This is a genomic window from Thalassovita sp., assembly GCF_965218685.1.
Classification (GTDB): domain Bacteria; phylum Pseudomonadota; class Alphaproteobacteria; order Rhodobacterales; family Rhodobacteraceae; genus Thalassobius.
Genome location: NZ_OZ244657.1, coordinates 2,487,186 through 2,503,071 on the forward strand (window position 1 = coordinate 2,487,186; position 15,886 = coordinate 2,503,071).

General features: G+C 60.3%; 17 protein-coding genes. 14 read left to right on the forward strand and 3 right to left on the reverse strand.

The genetic code is table 11. The annotated features are described in order from the left end of the window. Positions 1-20: 20 nt before the first annotated feature. A complete protein-coding gene (locus ACOQOQ_RS12310; RefSeq protein WP_420567284.1) occupies positions 21-1,184 on the forward strand; it encodes a cytochrome-c peroxidase in 1,164 nt (387 codons plus the stop codon). Here the strand turns inward: ACOQOQ_RS12310 and ACOQOQ_RS12315 are convergent, their stop codons facing one another. Together ACOQOQ_RS12315 and miaA are read right to left on the reverse strand one after the other, a co-directional pair. Beyond that, positions 1,185-2,021, reverse strand: a complete 837-nt coding sequence (locus ACOQOQ_RS12315) for a helix-turn-helix domain-containing protein (RefSeq protein WP_420567285.1) — start codon at positions 2,019-2,021, stop codon at positions 1,185-1,187. It lies immediately after the preceding gene. A 72-nt stretch (positions 2,022-2,093) separates the two neighbouring features. Then, positions 2,094-2,975 (reverse strand): tRNA (adenosine(37)-N6)-dimethylallyltransferase MiaA, encoded by an 882-nt coding sequence (gene miaA / locus ACOQOQ_RS12320; RefSeq protein ID WP_420567286.1) that lies wholly within the window; start codon positions 2,973-2,975, stop codon positions 2,094-2,096. A gap of 149 nt (positions 2,976-3,124) precedes the next feature. On the opposite strand from miaA, the gene pyrH reads away from it, so the two are divergent. From pyrH to lpxB, 13 genes are all read left to right on the forward strand, one after another. Then, positions 3,125-3,874, forward strand: a complete 750-nt coding sequence (gene pyrH / locus ACOQOQ_RS12325) for a UMP kinase (RefSeq protein WP_420567287.1) — start codon at positions 3,125-3,127, stop codon at positions 3,872-3,874. 60 nt (positions 3,875-3,934) lie between these two features. Beyond that, positions 3,935-4,501, forward strand: a complete 567-nt coding sequence (gene frr, locus ACOQOQ_RS12330) for a ribosome recycling factor (RefSeq protein ID WP_420567288.1) — start codon at positions 3,935-3,937, stop codon at positions 4,499-4,501. A gap of 18 nt (positions 4,502-4,519) precedes the next feature. Continuing rightward, positions 4,520-5,245, forward strand: a complete 726-nt coding sequence (gene uppS, locus ACOQOQ_RS12335; protein ID WP_420567289.1) for a polyprenyl diphosphate synthase — start codon at positions 4,520-4,522, stop codon at positions 5,243-5,245. Beyond that, complete coding sequence (locus ACOQOQ_RS12340) at positions 5,245-6,030, forward strand: phosphatidate cytidylyltransferase (protein WP_420567290.1); 786 nt, start codon at positions 5,245-5,247, stop codon at positions 6,028-6,030. Before uppS ends, ACOQOQ_RS12340 begins: the two co-directional genes overlap by 1 nt. After that, positions 6,027-7,202 carry a 1-deoxy-D-xylulose-5-phosphate reductoisomerase gene (gene dxr / locus ACOQOQ_RS12345; protein WP_420567291.1) on the forward strand — a complete coding sequence of 392 codons (1,176 nt, stop codon included), beginning with the start codon at positions 6,027-6,029 and terminating at the stop codon, positions 7,200-7,202. The genes ACOQOQ_RS12340 and dxr overlap by 4 nt, the downstream gene beginning before the upstream one ends. A gap of 24 nt (positions 7,203-7,226) precedes the next feature. Further along, positions 7,227-8,567 carry an RIP metalloprotease RseP gene (gene rseP, locus ACOQOQ_RS12350; RefSeq protein WP_420567292.1) on the forward strand — a complete coding sequence of 447 codons (1,341 nt, stop codon included), beginning with the start codon at positions 7,227-7,229 and terminating at the stop codon, positions 8,565-8,567. Positions 8,568-8,667: 100 nt separating this feature from the next. Continuing rightward, positions 8,668-8,793 carry a hypothetical protein gene (locus ACOQOQ_RS12355; protein ID WP_420567293.1) on the forward strand — a complete coding sequence of 42 codons (126 nt, stop codon included), beginning with the start codon at positions 8,668-8,670 and terminating at the stop codon, positions 8,791-8,793. A gap of 105 nt (positions 8,794-8,898) precedes the next feature. After that, positions 8,899-11,274: an outer membrane protein assembly factor BamA gene (bamA, locus tag ACOQOQ_RS12360; protein ID WP_420567294.1), complete on the forward strand. Its 2,376-nt coding sequence runs from the start codon at positions 8,899-8,901 to the stop codon at positions 11,272-11,274. A gap of 11 nt (positions 11,275-11,285) precedes the next feature. Next, the gene (locus ACOQOQ_RS12365; RefSeq protein ID WP_420567295.1) at positions 11,286-11,879 is read left to right on the forward strand and encodes an OmpH family outer membrane protein; all 594 of its coding nucleotides are present in this window, start codon (positions 11,286-11,288) and stop codon (positions 11,877-11,879) included. Between the two features lie 62 nt (positions 11,880-11,941). Continuing rightward, complete coding sequence (gene fabZ / locus ACOQOQ_RS12370) at positions 11,942-12,400, forward strand: 3-hydroxyacyl-ACP dehydratase FabZ (protein ID WP_420567296.1); 459 nt, start codon at positions 11,942-11,944, stop codon at positions 12,398-12,400. A gap of 11 nt (positions 12,401-12,411) precedes the next feature. After that, complete coding sequence (gene lpxA / locus ACOQOQ_RS12375; RefSeq protein ID WP_420567297.1) at positions 12,412-13,200, forward strand: acyl-ACP--UDP-N-acetylglucosamine O-acyltransferase; 789 nt, start codon at positions 12,412-12,414, stop codon at positions 13,198-13,200. Then, entirely contained in the window at positions 13,197-14,000 is an 804-nt protein-coding gene (locus ACOQOQ_RS12380; RefSeq protein WP_420567298.1) for an LpxI family protein, read from the forward strand. Before lpxA ends, ACOQOQ_RS12380 begins: the two co-directional genes overlap by 4 nt. Further along, entirely contained in the window at positions 14,000-15,163 is a 1,164-nt protein-coding gene (gene lpxB / locus ACOQOQ_RS12385; RefSeq protein ID WP_420569769.1) for a lipid-A-disaccharide synthase, read from the forward strand. The genes ACOQOQ_RS12380 and lpxB overlap by 1 nt, the downstream gene beginning before the upstream one ends. On the opposite strand, the gene ACOQOQ_RS12390 is transcribed toward lpxB, so the two are convergent. Beyond that, positions 15,160-15,777 carry a thiamine phosphate synthase gene (locus tag ACOQOQ_RS12390; protein ID WP_420567299.1) on the reverse strand — a complete coding sequence of 206 codons (618 nt, stop codon included), beginning with the start codon at positions 15,775-15,777 and terminating at the stop codon, positions 15,160-15,162. The two genes, lpxB and ACOQOQ_RS12390, sit on opposite strands and share 4 nt — an antisense overlap. Between the last annotated feature and the right edge of the window lie 109 nt (positions 15,778-15,886).

The following is a 15,886-nucleotide window of genomic DNA, read 5'->3' on the forward strand; positions in this document are numbered from 1 at the left end:
TTCGATACAGGCACCAGACCATGATCCTCTCGTTCAAAACCACTGTCATTTTTTCGGCATTCTTCGCCTTGTTCGCCCCTGAGGTCAGCCTGGCCGACGTCACAAGAGCCCAACTGGGCGAGATGCTTTTCTTTGATACCGAGCTGTCACGCGATCGCAGCCAGGCCTGCGCTTCGTGCCATGATCCGGACACGGGGTTCGTTGATGCCAACGGCCCCCGGGACGGGTGGGCCAGCTCGATCGGGGATGACGGATCCTCGCGGGGGGCACGGAACGCTCCGACGGCGGCTTATGCGGCGTTCTCTCCCAGATTTCACCAGCGCGCGGATGGTGCCTGGGTTGGAGGACAATTTCTGGACGGGCGCGCTGCGGACCTGGCCGAGCAAGCGGGCGGTCCCTTCCTGAACCCTGTTGAAATGGCGATGCCCGATAAAGCTGCCGTTGTGCAGCGACTGCAGGAAAACCCTGACTATGTATCGGCGTTCATGGCCTTGTTCGGCGCAGATGTTTTTGACGATAGCGACCGCGCTTATCTTGCGCTGACCCAAGCATTGTCGGCCTTTGAACAGACTTCCGTTTTCGCACCCTTCGACAGCAAATATGACCGATACCTGCGCGGCGAGGTTCAACTGACCCAACAAGAGGATCTGGGTCGCGTGTTGTTCTTTTCTCAGCAATTCACCAACTGCAATATCTGCCACAAACTGCGCGACAGCGAGGTGGACCTGGCCGAGACATTCTCGAACTACGAATTCCACAATATCGGCGTGCCTGCGAACCTGACGCTTGAGGCCGAGCTTGGGGCCGCGGTGAACGATCAGGGCCTTCTGGACAATCCGGCGGTCGACGATCCGGCTCAGGTGGGTAAGTTCAAGGTGCCAAGCCTGCGCAACGTGGCGGTTACCGGGCCTTATATGCACAATGGTGTATTTCAGGATTTGCGCACCGTTGTGCTGTTCTACAACAAGTACAATGCGCGTTCGGACAAGCGGCAGATCAACCCCGAAACAGATCAGGAATGGCGCCCGCCCGAGGTGCCCGGAACCCTGTCTATGAAAGAGCTGGAAACAGGGCCGGCGCTGGATGATATGCGGATCGACGCTTTGGTGGCTTTTTTGCGTACGCTGACGGATGCGCGGTACGGGCCATTGCTGCAGGAATTGGATGCTGCAAAGGCCGAGTGATCAGCGCTTTGGTTCTTGCGCTGCCAATTTTGCCTGTTGGCGCAGACTGGATGGCGATTTGCCAAGATGCTGCATGATGAACCGCGAAAAATAGGCCGGGCTGCCAAAGCCAAGATCTTCGCTGATCTGTTTCAGCGGTGTATCTGACGCTTCGACCAGCATCCGCGCCTCGTACAGGCTGCGTTGCGTCAGGATTTCCGCAGCTGTGATGCCCGTGAACTCTTTGCAGGCGCGCGACAGATGCGTCGGAGTGACCCCCAGCATCGCGGCATATTCGGCCATCGGCTTGCCTGTCCTAAACTCTTGGCTGACCAGGGAGCAGAAGGCCTCGACCAGGCGTTGTCCTGCGGGGCTTTTGGGCTCGTCCGGGCCATGCAGGCTTAGGGCTTGCCGGCGCATCCAGACCGAAATCAGGGTGACCTGGGCCCATGCGGCCTCGTTCGCAAAAGGGGCATCCTGCTCCAGCTCGCGCTGCAGGTTGTCCAGAAGGCCAGTCAGTTCGGATTGCGCATGAACGTCGCGGATCCGCAGCAACGTCGGGCCTTCGTGCATCCCCAGTGCGGGATCATGTGCAAACTCGACGACAAGGCCAAAGCCAGTCCGGCCGGTATCAAGCGAAAACAGTGTGCCCGCCGGGATGTGAAAGGCGTTATGGGCACCGACACCGCGCCGCACGCCCTGCAGGCGGGCCAGCCCCTGACCCTTGGTGACCCAGATCAACAGGTCCTTGTCATGTTCGTGTAGCTGACCAAGCCGCCACCCGCCCGAGCGGTTCCAGCGCGTCAGCGAAGACACGGTGATGCGATCGGATTGTGGGTCAGGCGAAGGAGGGGCCATTTGTCCGGTTTCGGCAACAGAATGCGGTTATTTTCCCGTAACTTAGCCCCAAAGATCAGAAAAAGTAAATCTTTAACTATCCGAAGGGGAGTGGCGTTGCCATGTCTTCATCTTGGATCGGAACCAGGTGCGTTGGCGTTTGGCGAACTGTCGGGTGGCGATCGTGGCGGCCTCGCGGGCCTCGTTCAGGGTTAGTTTGCCCTGCAGATGAGCGATCAGCTCGGGCGCGCCGATGGCCTTTGCGGACAAGCGCGCTGGGTCCCAGCCGGGAAGATTGGCGCGCGCCTCCTCCAGGGCGCCCATGTCCAGCATCAGGTCAAAACGGCGGGCGATGCGCGCGTTCAGCCAATCCTTGTCCACGTCGAACAGAATGGGGGTGGTCTGGTTCAACGGCAACAGCGGCGGCGGCGTTGCGTCCTGCCATTCGGCCAGCCCCTTGCCGGTGGCTTGCAGCACCTCCCATGCGCGCTGCACCCGCATTGGGTTCAGCGTGTCGATCCGCGCGCGCGTTTCGGCGTCCAGCGCATCAAGCAGGGTCTGGTGCCCATGCGCGGCGATGATCTGATCGGCCTCGGCCCGGATATGCGGCGGCGTGGCTGGGATATCGGCCAGCCCCTGCGTCAGGGCCGAGAAATACAGCCCCGTTCCGCCCACAATGATCGGCCGTTGCGGCCCCGACAGAAGGGGTGCGACGTCCCGCAGCCAATGCCCGACCGAATAATCCTGATCCCCGGGCACGTGGCCGTACAGCATGTGGGGCAGGGCGGCCTCGTCTTCCTTGGACGGGCGCGCCGACAAGATCCGCCAACTATCATAGACCTGAAGCGCGTCGGCATTGATGATAACGCCACCCTGGGCCTGCGCGATTTCCATCGCCAGCGCCGATTTCCCCGAGGCCGTGGGCCCCGCGATCAAAACCGGCTGGTCGGCAGGTATGGTGGTCAGGTCTATCATGGCCCCGCCATAGCCCTTTCGGGCGCATTTGGCAAAGCGCCACGGCGGTAATTCACCTTTCCTCGGCTTTCGCCGGACTCTCGGATTGAACCCGGACGCGTTTTCCGACATTTTGCGCGCAACCAGAATTACCTTAACCGGAGCACCCCATGGCCGATGACGCCCAAACCCCCGCCCAGCCTGCCTCTGACGTCAAGTATAAGCGGGTGATGTTGAAAATTTCGGGCGAGGCGCTGATGGGCCCACAGGGATTCGGTCTGCACCCGCCAACCGTGGAACGGGTCGCCCGCGAGGTGAAATCAGTTCACGACATGGGGGTCGAGATCTGCATGGTCATCGGCGGCGGCAACATCTTCCGCGGCCTTTCGGGCAGTGCACAGGGAATGGAGCGGACCACGGCCGACTATATGGGCATGCTGGCCACGGTGATGAACGCGTTGGCGATGCAATCGTCGCTGGAAAGCCTTGGCGTGTTCACGCGTGTGATCAGCGCTATTCCAATGGATCAGGTCTGCGAGCCATACATCCGCCGCCGCGCCGTGCGTCATCTGGAAAAGAAACGCGTCTGCATCTTTGCGGCTGGGACCGGCAACCCCTATTTCACCACGGACACGGCGGCCACGCTGCGCGCGAATGAAATGGCCTGTCAGGCGATCTTCAAGGGCACCAAGGTGGATGGCGTTTATGACAAGGACCCGGTCAAATTCGACGACGCCAAGCGCTTTGAGACCGTCAGCTATGATGACGTGCTGGCGCAGCACCTGGGTGTGATGGATGCCAGTGCGATCGCCTTGGCGCGGGACAACAATCTGCCGATCATCGTGTTCTCTTTGGACGAACCGGGTGGCTTCCGGGGTATTCTGGGCGGGCAAGGCACCTATACAACGGTGGCGGGATAAGGGTATCCTGCTTCAAAGGCACTCAGACCCGGTGAGCGGGCAAACAGGAAGAGCTAGAATATGTCTGACGAAGAATTCATGATCGACACTGACGATCTGTCGCGCCGGATGGATGGCGCCATGAACGCGCTGCGCAACGAATTTGCCTCGCTGCGGACGGGACGGGCGGCGGCCTCGATGCTGGACCCGATCCAGGTCGAAGCCTACGGCCAGATGACCCCTATCAACCAGGTCGGCACCGTTAACGTCCCCGAGTCGCGCATGGTCACCATCAACGTGTGGGACAAATCCATGGTCGGCCCCGTCGAAAAAGCCATTCGTCAAAGCGGTCTGGGCATCAACCCTCAGCTGAACGGCACCATCATCATGCTGCCCATCCCCGAGCTGAACGAGGAACGCCGCCGCGAGCTGACCAAGGTTGCAGGCGACTATGCCGAGCGCGCCCGCATCGCAATCCGCAACGTGCGCCGTGACGGGATGGACCAGATCAAGAAGGCCAAGGCGAATGGCATGTCCGAGGACGACCAGAAATTCTGGGAGACCGAAGTGCAGGAACTGACCAACACGCACATCGCTGGCGTCGACAAGGCGCTGGAAAGCAAGCAAGCGGAAATCATGCAGGTCTGATGACCGAAAGGGGATCAGATGCCCGCTGATGGATCTGTGGGACGTGGCCCTCGCCACGTGGCCATCATAATGGATGGCAACGGACGCTGGGCGCAAGCGCGCGGCAGACCGCGCCTGTTCGGCCACCATGCCGGGGCCCGCCGTGTCCGCGAGATTGTCGAGGCCTGTCCCGATCTGGGTGTGGAATACCTGACGATCTTTGCTTTCTCGACCGAAAACTGGAAGCGCACCCAAGTGGAAGTGGCGGGGCTGATGAGCCTGTTTCGCCGCTATATCACCAAAGAGGCCCGCGCGCTTAAGGCCGAGGGCGTGCGCGTTCGGTTCATCGGTGACCGGGTGCGGCTGGACAAGAAATTGATCAGCCTGATGGATGAGCTAGAGCAGCTAACCGCCGGGAATGCAAAGGTAAACCTGACCATTGCGCTGAACTATGGCGGCCGCGACGAGGTTGCCCGTGCCACTAAACGGCTGGCGCAGGATGTGGCTGATGGCCGTCTGGACCCCGCCAGCGTGGACGAGGAAACCCTGCCCAAATACCTGGATACCTGCGTTTTGCCCGACCCCGATCTGGTGATCCGCACCAGCGGCGAGGCGCGGATTTCGAACTTTCTTTTGTGGCAATCGGCCTATGCCGAATACGAGTTCATCGACACTCTGTGGCCCGACTTCACCGCCGAGATTTTCGGCAATATCGTCGGCAGCTACGCCAATAGGGACCGCCGATATGGTGGGGTAAAAGCCTGATGTCCTCGAAATGGGATGACCTTCTTCCGCGCGTTCTGTCCGCGATTGCGATGCTGACCGTGGGCGGCATAGCTATATGGCTGGGCGGATTGGTGTTTACTTTGCTACTGGCCGCGGTCTGCGGCCTGATGGTGTGGGAACTTGTACGGATGCTGCAGCCCGATACGCCTGCGATCGCCGTGCAACTGGGCGCTTTGGGGGCAGGGGCCATTCTCTTGGCGGTCTATCTTCCTCCGGTTTACGCCTTGCCGCTGTTGATCGCGCCGGGGATCGTGGGGCTCAGCTTTCTGAAGGCTCATAAGCGTATCTATCTGGCCTATGCGCCCGCGCTGCTGCTGGCCTGTCTGGGCGCAGTAGTGCTGCGTTTGGATCACGGGGTGATCTGGATGTTGTGGCTGGTTTGCGTTGTGGTGGTGACGGACGTGGCGGGGTATTTCGCCGGGCGCATCATCGGCGGCCCCAAGTTTTGGCCCAAGGTCAGCCCCAAGAAAACGTGGTCCGGTACTGTTGCCGGCTGGGTTGGCGCGGCGATCGTGGCGCTTCTTTTCATGCGGTTCACCGGCGCCGGGTTCGGTCTGCTCTGGATCAGCATGGTGATGAGCTTTGCCTCGCAGATGGGGGACGCGGCCGAAAGCGCGATCAAGCGCAAGACCGGGGTCAAGGACAGCTCGAACCTTATTCCGGGGCACGGAGGGTTGCTGGACCGATTTGATGGGATGCTGGGCGCGTTGTTGCTGTTCATTATCGCAAGCCTATTGATCGGCTTTCAACCGGGGGTGCAATGAGACGGGTTTCCATTTTCGGGGCCACAGGCTCGATCGGGCAGAACACGCTGGATCTGATTGCGCGCGCCCCCGAGGATTATGACGTTGTCGCGTTAACCGGCGGGCGCAATATCGCGCATTTGGCCCGTGATGCGATTTCGCTTAACGCAGACGTGGCCGTGACCGCGCACGAGAACCTGCTGGACGATCTGCGCGATGCGCTTGCCGGAACCGGGATCGAGGCCGCCGCCGGCACCCAGGCGCTGAACGAGGCCGCGGCCCGTCCGGCGGACTGGGTCATGTCTGCCATCATAGGAGCGGCTGGTCTGGCGCCGGGCCTGACGGCGCTTCAACAAGGGGCTACGTTGGCGCTGGCCAACAAGGAATCGCTGGTCACGGCCGGACCCTTGCTGATGGAAACCGCCCGCAAGCACAATGCCACCGTTTTGCCTGTGGACAGCGAACATTCCGCCATTTTCCAAGGCCTTGTGGGCGAAGATCTAAGCGCGGTAGAGCGGATCATCATCACCGCCAGCGGTGGCGCTTTCCGCGATTGGCCGCTGGATAAGCTGGCTGGGGCGACGCTTGCACAGGCCTCCTCGCATCCCAATTGGGACATGGGGCAGCGGATCACGATCGACAGCGCCTCTATGTTTAATAAGGCGCTTGAGGTTATTGAAACCAAAGAATTTTTTGGCGTTCTCCCCGAGCAGATCGAGGTGTTGGTGCACCCTGAATCCATGGTCCATGCGCTGGTCGGCTTTAATGATGGAGCGTTGATGGCGCATGTGGGCGCACCTGATATGCGCCATGCAATCGGCTATGCTTTGCACTGGCCCGAGCGCCGTCAGCTGCCGGTCGAACGGCTGGATCTGGCCCAGATCGGTCAGCTGACATTCCGCGCACCTGACCCGCAGCGTTATCCCGCGCTACGCCTAGCCCAAGAGGTTATGCAAACGGGGGGCATGATGGGCGCGATATTCAACGGGGCCAAGGAACGCGCCCTGGATGCGTTCATTGCGGGGCAGATTGGATTTTTGGACATGGCCCGCGTCGTAGAGGACGTGATGACACAATTGTCATCCGATAATGGCCTTATTGGCGCCGATTTTACCCTTGATAACGTGTCCAAAGCCGACCAAATGGCCCGGTACAGGGCCGATCAAATCATGGCGGCGCAAGAGGCAGAATGACCCAGGCAGAAACGGGACAGGCAAGTGGAATTTATTAACGCAATCCCCGCAGTAGGCGGTGTCCTTTCGACCTTGTTGGCCTTTGTGGTCGCGCTGTCCGTGATCGTGGCGATCCATGAATATGGCCACTATATCGTTGGCCGGTGGTCTGGCATCCACGCCGAGGTGTTCTCGCTGGGCTTTGGTCCGGTGCTGTTCTCGCGAGTTGATAAACGGGGCACGCAGTGGCAGATCGCGGCGCTTCCTTTTGGTGGATACGTGAAATTTCTGGGCGATGCCAACGCCGCCAGTGGCCCCGACGAAGAGGCCGTGGCCGCAATGACACCCGACATGCAGCGCCACACCATGCTGGGGGCGCCTTTGTGGGCGCGCACCGCAACAGTGGCTGCCGGGCCGGTGTTCAACTTTATCTTTTCGATCCTTGTTTTTACGGGCATTGGCCTGACTGCGGGGGTGATCAAGGATCCTCTGACCGTGGGCTCGGTGCTGCCCATGCCCTACAATGTGGACCTGGCCGAGGGTGACGAGGTCGTTGCCATCGAGGGGCTGAGCCTTTCTGAATACAAAGCCGGCTATATGGATGGTTTGATGGATGCGCTGCCAGTGCAGCCCACGCTGACCTATACCGTAAAGCGCGACGGGCAGTTGCTGGACGTGACCGCGCCCCATCCGATGACGCCGATCATCTCTCAGCTGGCGCCGCAGTCGGCTGCATATGACATCGACATGAAAATCGGGGATGTTTTCCTGGCCGTGGACGGCAAGGACATCACCGTTTTCGATCAGCTGAAAGAGGCCGTCGTTGCCGCCGAGGGCGCACCGCTGGTTGTAACCGTCTGGCGTGACGGAGAGGTGCTGGACTTTACCCTTGCGCCGCGCCGCGTGGATGAACCGCAACCCGAGGGCGGCTTCAAGACCCATTGGCGCATCGGCATCGTCGGAGGCATGTTCTTTGAACCCGCCACCGAATACGCGGGGCTGGGGACCGCCCTTACCAGCGGCGTCATGATCACGTGGGAGATTATGCGCGGGTCTATCTCGGGGCTGTATCACATGATTACTGGCGCGATCAGCAGCTGTAACATGTCCGGCCCGCTTGGCATTGCCGAAGTTTCGGGCGCGATGGCCAGCCAGGGCACGCAAAGCTTTATCTACTTTATCGGCGTGCTGTCAGCGGCCGTGGGTCTTTTGAACCTGTTCCCGATCCCGGTGCTGGATGGCGGCCACCTGGTTTTCTACGCCTACGAGGCCGTCACTGGGCGAACCCCCAGCGACAAGGCGCTGCGCATCCTGATGACGGCGGGCCTGGCGCTGATCCTGACCACCATGTTGTTCGCCCTGTCCAACGATCTGTTCTGCCCATAAGGGCAGGGCGTGCCGACGGATTGCCGCCATTGCGCCCCATTTCCGCCATTTTCCGCCGATAGCTTTTCAGGTAACGAAAACCCTTGGAAGGCTGGAAACGATGCAAACTCTTCAAAATGGAACCCGTGGTCTGGGTCTGCTTTTGTTGCTGAATTGGGACCGTTTCCTGATGGTTGGCATGCTGATGCTTGCCCTGACCCTGGGGTCTTACTGGCGTTCTTTCTGAGTAACTCTGGTTGTTGTGCATAAAAGACGCCCGCCTGTTCGTTCAGGTGGGCGTTTTGCTGTTTTGACAACTCTGGGCTTTCCCGGTAGTCAGGACGTCAATGGGATGTCTGATCGAGTTGAAAAAATGACCACTTACAAGGGCGGTCGGCGGGCAAGCCGCGCCGAGAAATTTATTGAAATTCGCCGTTTCGGCGCGCTGTTTTTCCTTTTGATCGCAATGGCTTTTGCTTCGGTTCCGCAGGGGGCGACGGCGCAAAGCTATACGTTTACCTCGGTGCGGATCGAGGGCAATCAGCGGATCGGTGGTGACGCGATCCTGACCTACGCGGGAATCGCCCGTGGTCAGACCGTCTCGGCAGCCGAGCTGAACGGCGCATATCAGCGTGTCGTTGACAGCGGTCTGTTCGAAACCGTCGAGATCGTGCCCCGCGGCAACACCCTGGTCATCAAGGTTGTGGAGTATCCCACGATCAGCCGCATTTCGATCGAAGGCAACCGCCGCATCAAGGATGAGGTCCTGCTGCCTGCGCTGCAATCGCAGCCCCGCCGGGTACTGTCGCCCTCGGTTGTCGAAGCTGACGCCGAACTTATCGCCTCGGCCTATGCCCAGGAGGGTCGCCTGTCTGCCCGTGTCAGCCCCAAGATCATCCGCCGCAGCGACAACCGCGTGGACCTTGTGTTCGAAGTTTTCGAAGGTGGTGTGATCGAGATCGAGCGCATCAGCTTTGTTGGCAACGAGGCTTACCGCGATCGTCGCCTGCGCCGGGTGCTGTCGACCAAACAGGCCGGTATTCTGCGCCAGCTGATCCGCTCGGACACTTATGTCGAGGACCGGATCGCCTTTGACCAGCAGGTCCTGCGCGATTTCTATCAGTCGCGCGGCTATGTCGATTTCCGCATCACCGGCACCAATGTTGAGCTGTCCGAGGAACGCGACGCTTATTTCATGGTGATCAACGTTCAGGAAGGTCAGCAATTCCGCCTGGGTAAAGTAAGCACCAGCACCGACCTGTCGGATGTGGATGCGGACGAATTCGGGGCGGCGCACAAGCTGCGCGAGGGCGTGGTTTATTCGCCCAGCCTGATCGAGAACGCGATCACCCGTCTGGAACGTCTGGCCGTTGCCAAGGGTCTGGACTTTATCCGGGTCGAGCCGCGCATCACCCGCAACGATCGCGACCTGACTTTGGACGTGGAATTCCTGATCAAGCGTGGTCAGCGTGTCTTTGTTGAACGCATCGACATCGAAGGCAACGCTGCCACTCTGGACCGTGTGATCCGCCAGCAGTTCCGCATCGCCGAGGGCGACCCCTTCAACCCGCGCGAAATCCGTCAAAGCGCAGAACGCATTCGTGCCTTGGGTTATTTCGGCAATGCAAATGTGAAGGCGCGCGAAGGTTCGGCGCCCGATCAGGTGATCGTGGACGTGGATGTGGAAGAACAGCCCACCGGTTCGCTGACCCTGGGCGGCAGCTATTCGACGAACAGCGGCCTAGGCCTTGTGGTCAAGCTGAAAGAGGACAACTTCCTTGGCCGCGGTCAGCAACTGGTGCTGTCCTTTTCGGGCGCTGATGACGAAGCGGGCTATGGTTTCAGCTTTACTGAACCGGCTTTCCTGGGGCGTGACGTCAGCTATAACATCGCGCTTAACTATGCCGAGACCGAAGGGAATTATGCCAACTATGACACCACGCAGGGCAGCTTCCGCACTGGCTTTGGTTTCCCGCTAAGTGATAACGGCCGGCTGAATCTTTACTACGGTGCGAAACGTACCGAGATGCTGGACAATGGCAGCACCACGGGCGGCATCGTAGCCTCGGAGATCGCGCAAGGTTCGCTGTGGTCCAGCGCTTTGGGGTACAAGTACACCTTTGATACCCGCCGCACAGGTTTGGATCCGACCGCCGGCTGGCTGTTCGAGTTTGGCCAGGAATTCGCCGGCGCAGGCGGGGATAACGAGTATATCAAAACCTCGGCCCGTGCGGTCGCCCAGAAGAAGATCTTCCACGAAGAGGTCACCCTGCGCGCCAGCCTTGAGGCGGGAATGCTGAACTATGGTTCGGGCACGACGGGTCGTTCCGTGGATCGCTTCAACATTGGGGCTGGCATCATGCGCGGCTTCGAGCCTGATGGCATAGGCCCGCGCGAATATGCGGCAGGCACTGTTGATGATGCGCTGGGTGGTGACATGTTCGCCGTCGCAAAGTTCGAGGCCGAGTTCCCGTTGGGTCTGCCAGAGGAATACGGCATCACAGGTGGTCTGTTCTACGATGTCGGCTCGGTCTGGGGGATCAACGATCTGAGCAGCGCAACGAACCCGGTCCTGTACGAGGACTTCACCGCGCGTCACGTGGTTGGTGTTTCGGTGTTCTGGAACACGCCGATCGGTCCGCTGCGGTTCAACTTCTCCAAGGCGCTGAAGAAAGAGGCTCAGGATAAAGAGCAAACCTTCAACCTGACCATCGCGACCACCTTCTAATGGGGGGCGGTGTGACTGGACTGTTACGTGCAAAAGGGCTGGCTGTGCTGGCCCTTTTGTTTCTGGCGTCCCCGGTACCGGTACTGGCGCAGCAAGAGACCGTTCAGACCAGCGCTGTTCTGACCATCGATTCCGAGCGCCTGTTCGCCGAGTCGCTGTTCGGTCAGCGCGTCACCCAGGAATTCGAGGCCGACAGCCGCGCCCTGGAGGCTGAGAATCGCAAGATCGAAGCCGAGCTGATTGCCGAGGAAAAAGACCTGACCGAGAAACGCTCGAGCCTTTCGCCCGACGAATTTCGCGCGCTTGCGGATGCCTTTGATGAAAAGGTGGAAGAAATCCGGATCGCGCAATCCTCGAAGTCGCGCACCCTGACCCAGGGGCTGGATGTCGGCCGCCGCGATTTTCTGACGGCCGTACAGCCGATCCTTGCAGAGATCATGACCGAAACTAATGCGGCCATTATCGTCGAACAGCGTTCAGTGTTCCTGAGCCGGCTGTCCATCGACGTGACCAATCTGGCGATCGAACGTCTGGATGCCCAAATAGGCGACGGCGCACAAGTGGATGAAACGCCCCCTGACGAAACCACGAAAGACACGCCGTGACGCTTGCCCAGCGGGGTCTCAGTTGGTAGGGGATGGAGCAAGCAAAAGAAAGGAAATCGACCATGTCAGAGCAGTTGTTGAGCGCGGATATCGCCTTGATTCAGCGGATCATCCCGCACCGCTATCCGTTCCTTCTGGTGGACAAGGTCGTCGATATCGACGGGTATAAATCCGGGCGTGGCATCAAGAATGTCACCATGAACGAACCGCATTTCCAGGGGCATTTCCCCGGCAAGCCGATCATGCCCGGCGTCACAATCATCGAGGCAATGGCCCAGACCGCCGCGATTATGGTCGGCACTGCGCTGGACATGGCCGACAAGAACATGCTGGTCTATTTCATGGCCATCGAGAAAACCAAGTTCCGCCGCATGGTCGTGCCCGGCGACGTACTTGAGCTGAGCGTCACCACCGTGCGCGGCAAACCCGGCGGCAAAGTGTGGAAATTCTCGGGTGTGGCCACGGTTGACGGTGAAATGGCCGCAGAGGCCGAGTTTACCGCTATGATGGACCTAGGCTAAGGAGCGCGCGCATGAGCGGCGACATTCATCCCTCGGCCATCATCGAAGACGGCGCCCAACTGGGCGAAGGCGTCAAGATCGGTCCTTTCTGTATCGTCGGCCCCGAGGTCGTCCTGGGTGACCGGGTCGAGCTGAAAAGCCACGTGGTTGTCACCGGCAACACCGAGATCGGCGAGGAAACGGTCATTTTTCCCTTCTCCGTTATTGGCGAGATCCCGCAGGACCTGAAATTCGCGGGCGAGAAGACGCGCCTTGAGATCGGCAAACGCAACCGTATCCGTGAACATGTCACCATGAACGCGGGCACCGAAGGCGGTGGCGGGCTGACCAAGGTAGGCGATGACGGGCTGTTCATGGCGGGCTGTCACGTGGCCCATGATGTTATCCTTGGTGATCGGGTGATCGTTGTGAACTCGGCCGCGCTGGCGGGGCATTGTATCATCGAGGATGACGTGATCATCGGTGGTCTGTCGGGTATTCACCAGTGGGTGCGGATCGGGCAGGGCGCAATCATCGGCGCTGTGACAATGGTGACCGCTGACGTGATGCCCTATGGCCTGGTGCAGGCCAACCGGGGCGAGCTGGACGGGCTGAACCTTGTCGGTCTGAAACGACGTGGTGTTGCGCGGGCAGATATTTCGGCCCTGCGAGAGGCGTTCAAACGTTTGGGCGCGGGCGAAGGCTCGTTCCAGGAACGCGCGCGCGCCTTGGGAGAAGAAACCGACAGCGATTATGTGCGTCAGATCGTCGAATTCGTCACGGGCGCATCCGATCGGTCCTTCCTGACCCCGAAAACATGAGCGGACGCCTGGCCATATTGGCGGGCAGTGGCGGTTTGCCGGTTGCATTGGCCAACGCCGCTCCGGATGCATATTGTGTCAGCTTCGCCGGGGTTCCGACTGATTTGGACCACGCACATCAGCACCAGTTCGAAAAGCTTGGCGCGCTTTTTGAGGATTTGCGCTCTAACGGGGTGACACAGGTTAGTTTCGGGGGCTCCATGAGCCGCCCTCCGTTGGATCCGGCAAAGTTCGATACGACGATGATGGCCCTGGCGCCGCGTCTTCTGGCGGGGATGCAAGGGGGCGACGACGCGTTGTTGCGCCTGGTGATCGAGATTTTCGAGGAGCAGGGGTTCGAGGTTGTCGGGGCCCATGAAATCGCCCCCGCTCTGACCGTGCCCGAGGGGCTTTTGTGCGGCCCTCAGCCCTCCGAGCAGGCATTGAAGGACGCCGATCGCGCAGCTGACATCCTGAACGCGCTGGCCCCGGTTGATGTCGGGCAGGGCTGCGTGGTGGCCGGTGGGATCTGCGTGGGGATCGAAACGATTCAGGGGACGGACGCTCTGTTGCAGATGATCGCCCAGACCCCCAAACAATTGCTACGCGGGCAGGCGCCGGTCTTTGTGAAGTCCCCTAAACGAGGGCAGGATTTGCGCGTTGACATGCCGGCCATTGGTGCCGTGACAGTGGAAAACGCCGCGCGTGCAGGTGTTCAGGGTATCGTGGTACAGGCTGGGCAGGTATTGCTTCTGGATCGTAGCAATGCCCTGCAAGCTGCGGAAAATGCGGATATTTTTATCCTGGGGCGGCAGCTGTGATCCGGGTTTTCCTCATCGCCGGAGAAGCCTCGGGTGATAAACTTGGCGCGGCGTTGATGGCCGGGCTTAAATCCCTGACCGAGGTTGAATTCATCGGTGTGGGCGGCCCCTTGATGCAGGCCGAGGGGATGCAGAGCAACTTTCCTATGGACGAGCTGTCCGTCATGGGCATCGCCGAGGTGCTGCCGAAATACCGCCATCTGAAACGCCGGATGGAAGAGACCTCGCAGGCCGTGCTGAAGGCGCAACCCGATGTGCTGATCACGATCGACAGCCCTGATTTCTGCCTGCGCGTTGCGGCGCGGGTCAAAGAACAGTCCAACATCCGTACAGTGCACTATGTGGCCCCCACGGTTTGGGCCTGGCGCGCGGGGCGTGCCGCCAAAATGGCCAAGAAGATCGACCATGTGCTGGCTCTGTTTCCGTTCGAGCCGCCGTATATGCAGGCCGAGGGGATGGAATGCGATTTTGTCGGTCACCCTGTCGCAACCGAGCCTGTGGCCGATCCGGCCGCCGCCCAAGCGTTTCGCGCCGCGAACGGGATTGGGGACAAGCCGCTGTTGATGCTTTTGCCAGGCTCGCGCCGGGGTGAGGTATCACGACTTGCACCAATCTTTGGACAAACGCTGCAGACGGTTCTGGCCGCGCGTCCGGAATTAAAGCTTGTGATCCCGACCACGGCAAACGTTACTGACCTGGTGCGTGAGCAAGTCTCTGACTGGCCGGTGAAGCCGCTTGTCCTGTCGCCGCAGGGTCAGGACAAAGATGCCTATCTGGCGGAAAAACGGGCGTGTTTTGCGGCGGCGGATGCGGCTTTGGCGGCCTCGGGTACGGTGTCGCTGGAACTGGCCGCGACGAATACGCCCATGGTCATCGCCTATGATATGAACTGGCTTAGCCGACAGATTATTGGCCGGATGCTGAAGGTGGACACGGTCACCCTGGTCAATCTGGTAAGCGACACGCGCGCGGTGCCCGAGTTTATCGGGGCTGATTGCAAGCCTTCAAAGATCGCCGCCGGCCTGCTTGAGGTCTTGGACAATCCGGGCGCTCAACTGGACGCGATGCGTGTCACAATGGAGCGATTGGGTCGCGGAGGAGAGGCCCCCGGCCTGCGCGCCGCCCGCGCTGTGTTACGCGGGCTGGGTCAGGGGGCGCATTAAAACGCGGCTTTCAGGGCGGTCAGCGCGGCCACGGGATCATCGGATTTCCAGATCTCTTCGCCGATGCCGAAGAAATCAGTGACGGGCGAGATTTTTGCGATCAGATCCGCATTCAGCGCGCCTTCGGCCACCACGGGCACTTCGATCATCATGGACCACCATTCGAACAGCTCGTGTTCAGCCACGGTGCCGTCAAACAAGGGGGTCTGACCAACGGGACCAAAGCTGACATAGTCGGCGCCAGCTTCGCCAGCGCTTATCCCGTCGTGGCGCGAGGCACCGCAAAAGGCGCCCACAATGGCGTCATCACCCAATTCTTTGCGCGCCTTGCGAACCGAGCGCGCGCCGTCCGTCAGATGCACGCCGTCCAGACCCAGCCGTTCTACCATCAGGATATGGCTGTCCATGACCAACGCAACGTCGCGGGCGATTGTCACCTCGCGCAGCGCGTCGGCGGCGCGCGACAGGCGGTCCTCGTCTCGGGTGGACATTGACAGGCGCACGCAGGCAATCTCGGTGCTGTCCAGAACGCGGCCCAGCTGGTCAGGGAATTGCGACAGCTCGAACTCGGGCGGGGTAATGAGATAGATCTGTGGCTGCTCGGTCTCGGCCATGGCTTGGCTCCTGTCACTTGTGTTGCGCTGCTATAACGCGGATCGAAGGGTTTGAAAATGGGGCACTGCAGGGGTGGAAAACACTGCGGCGCTGGCGTATCAGCAATCG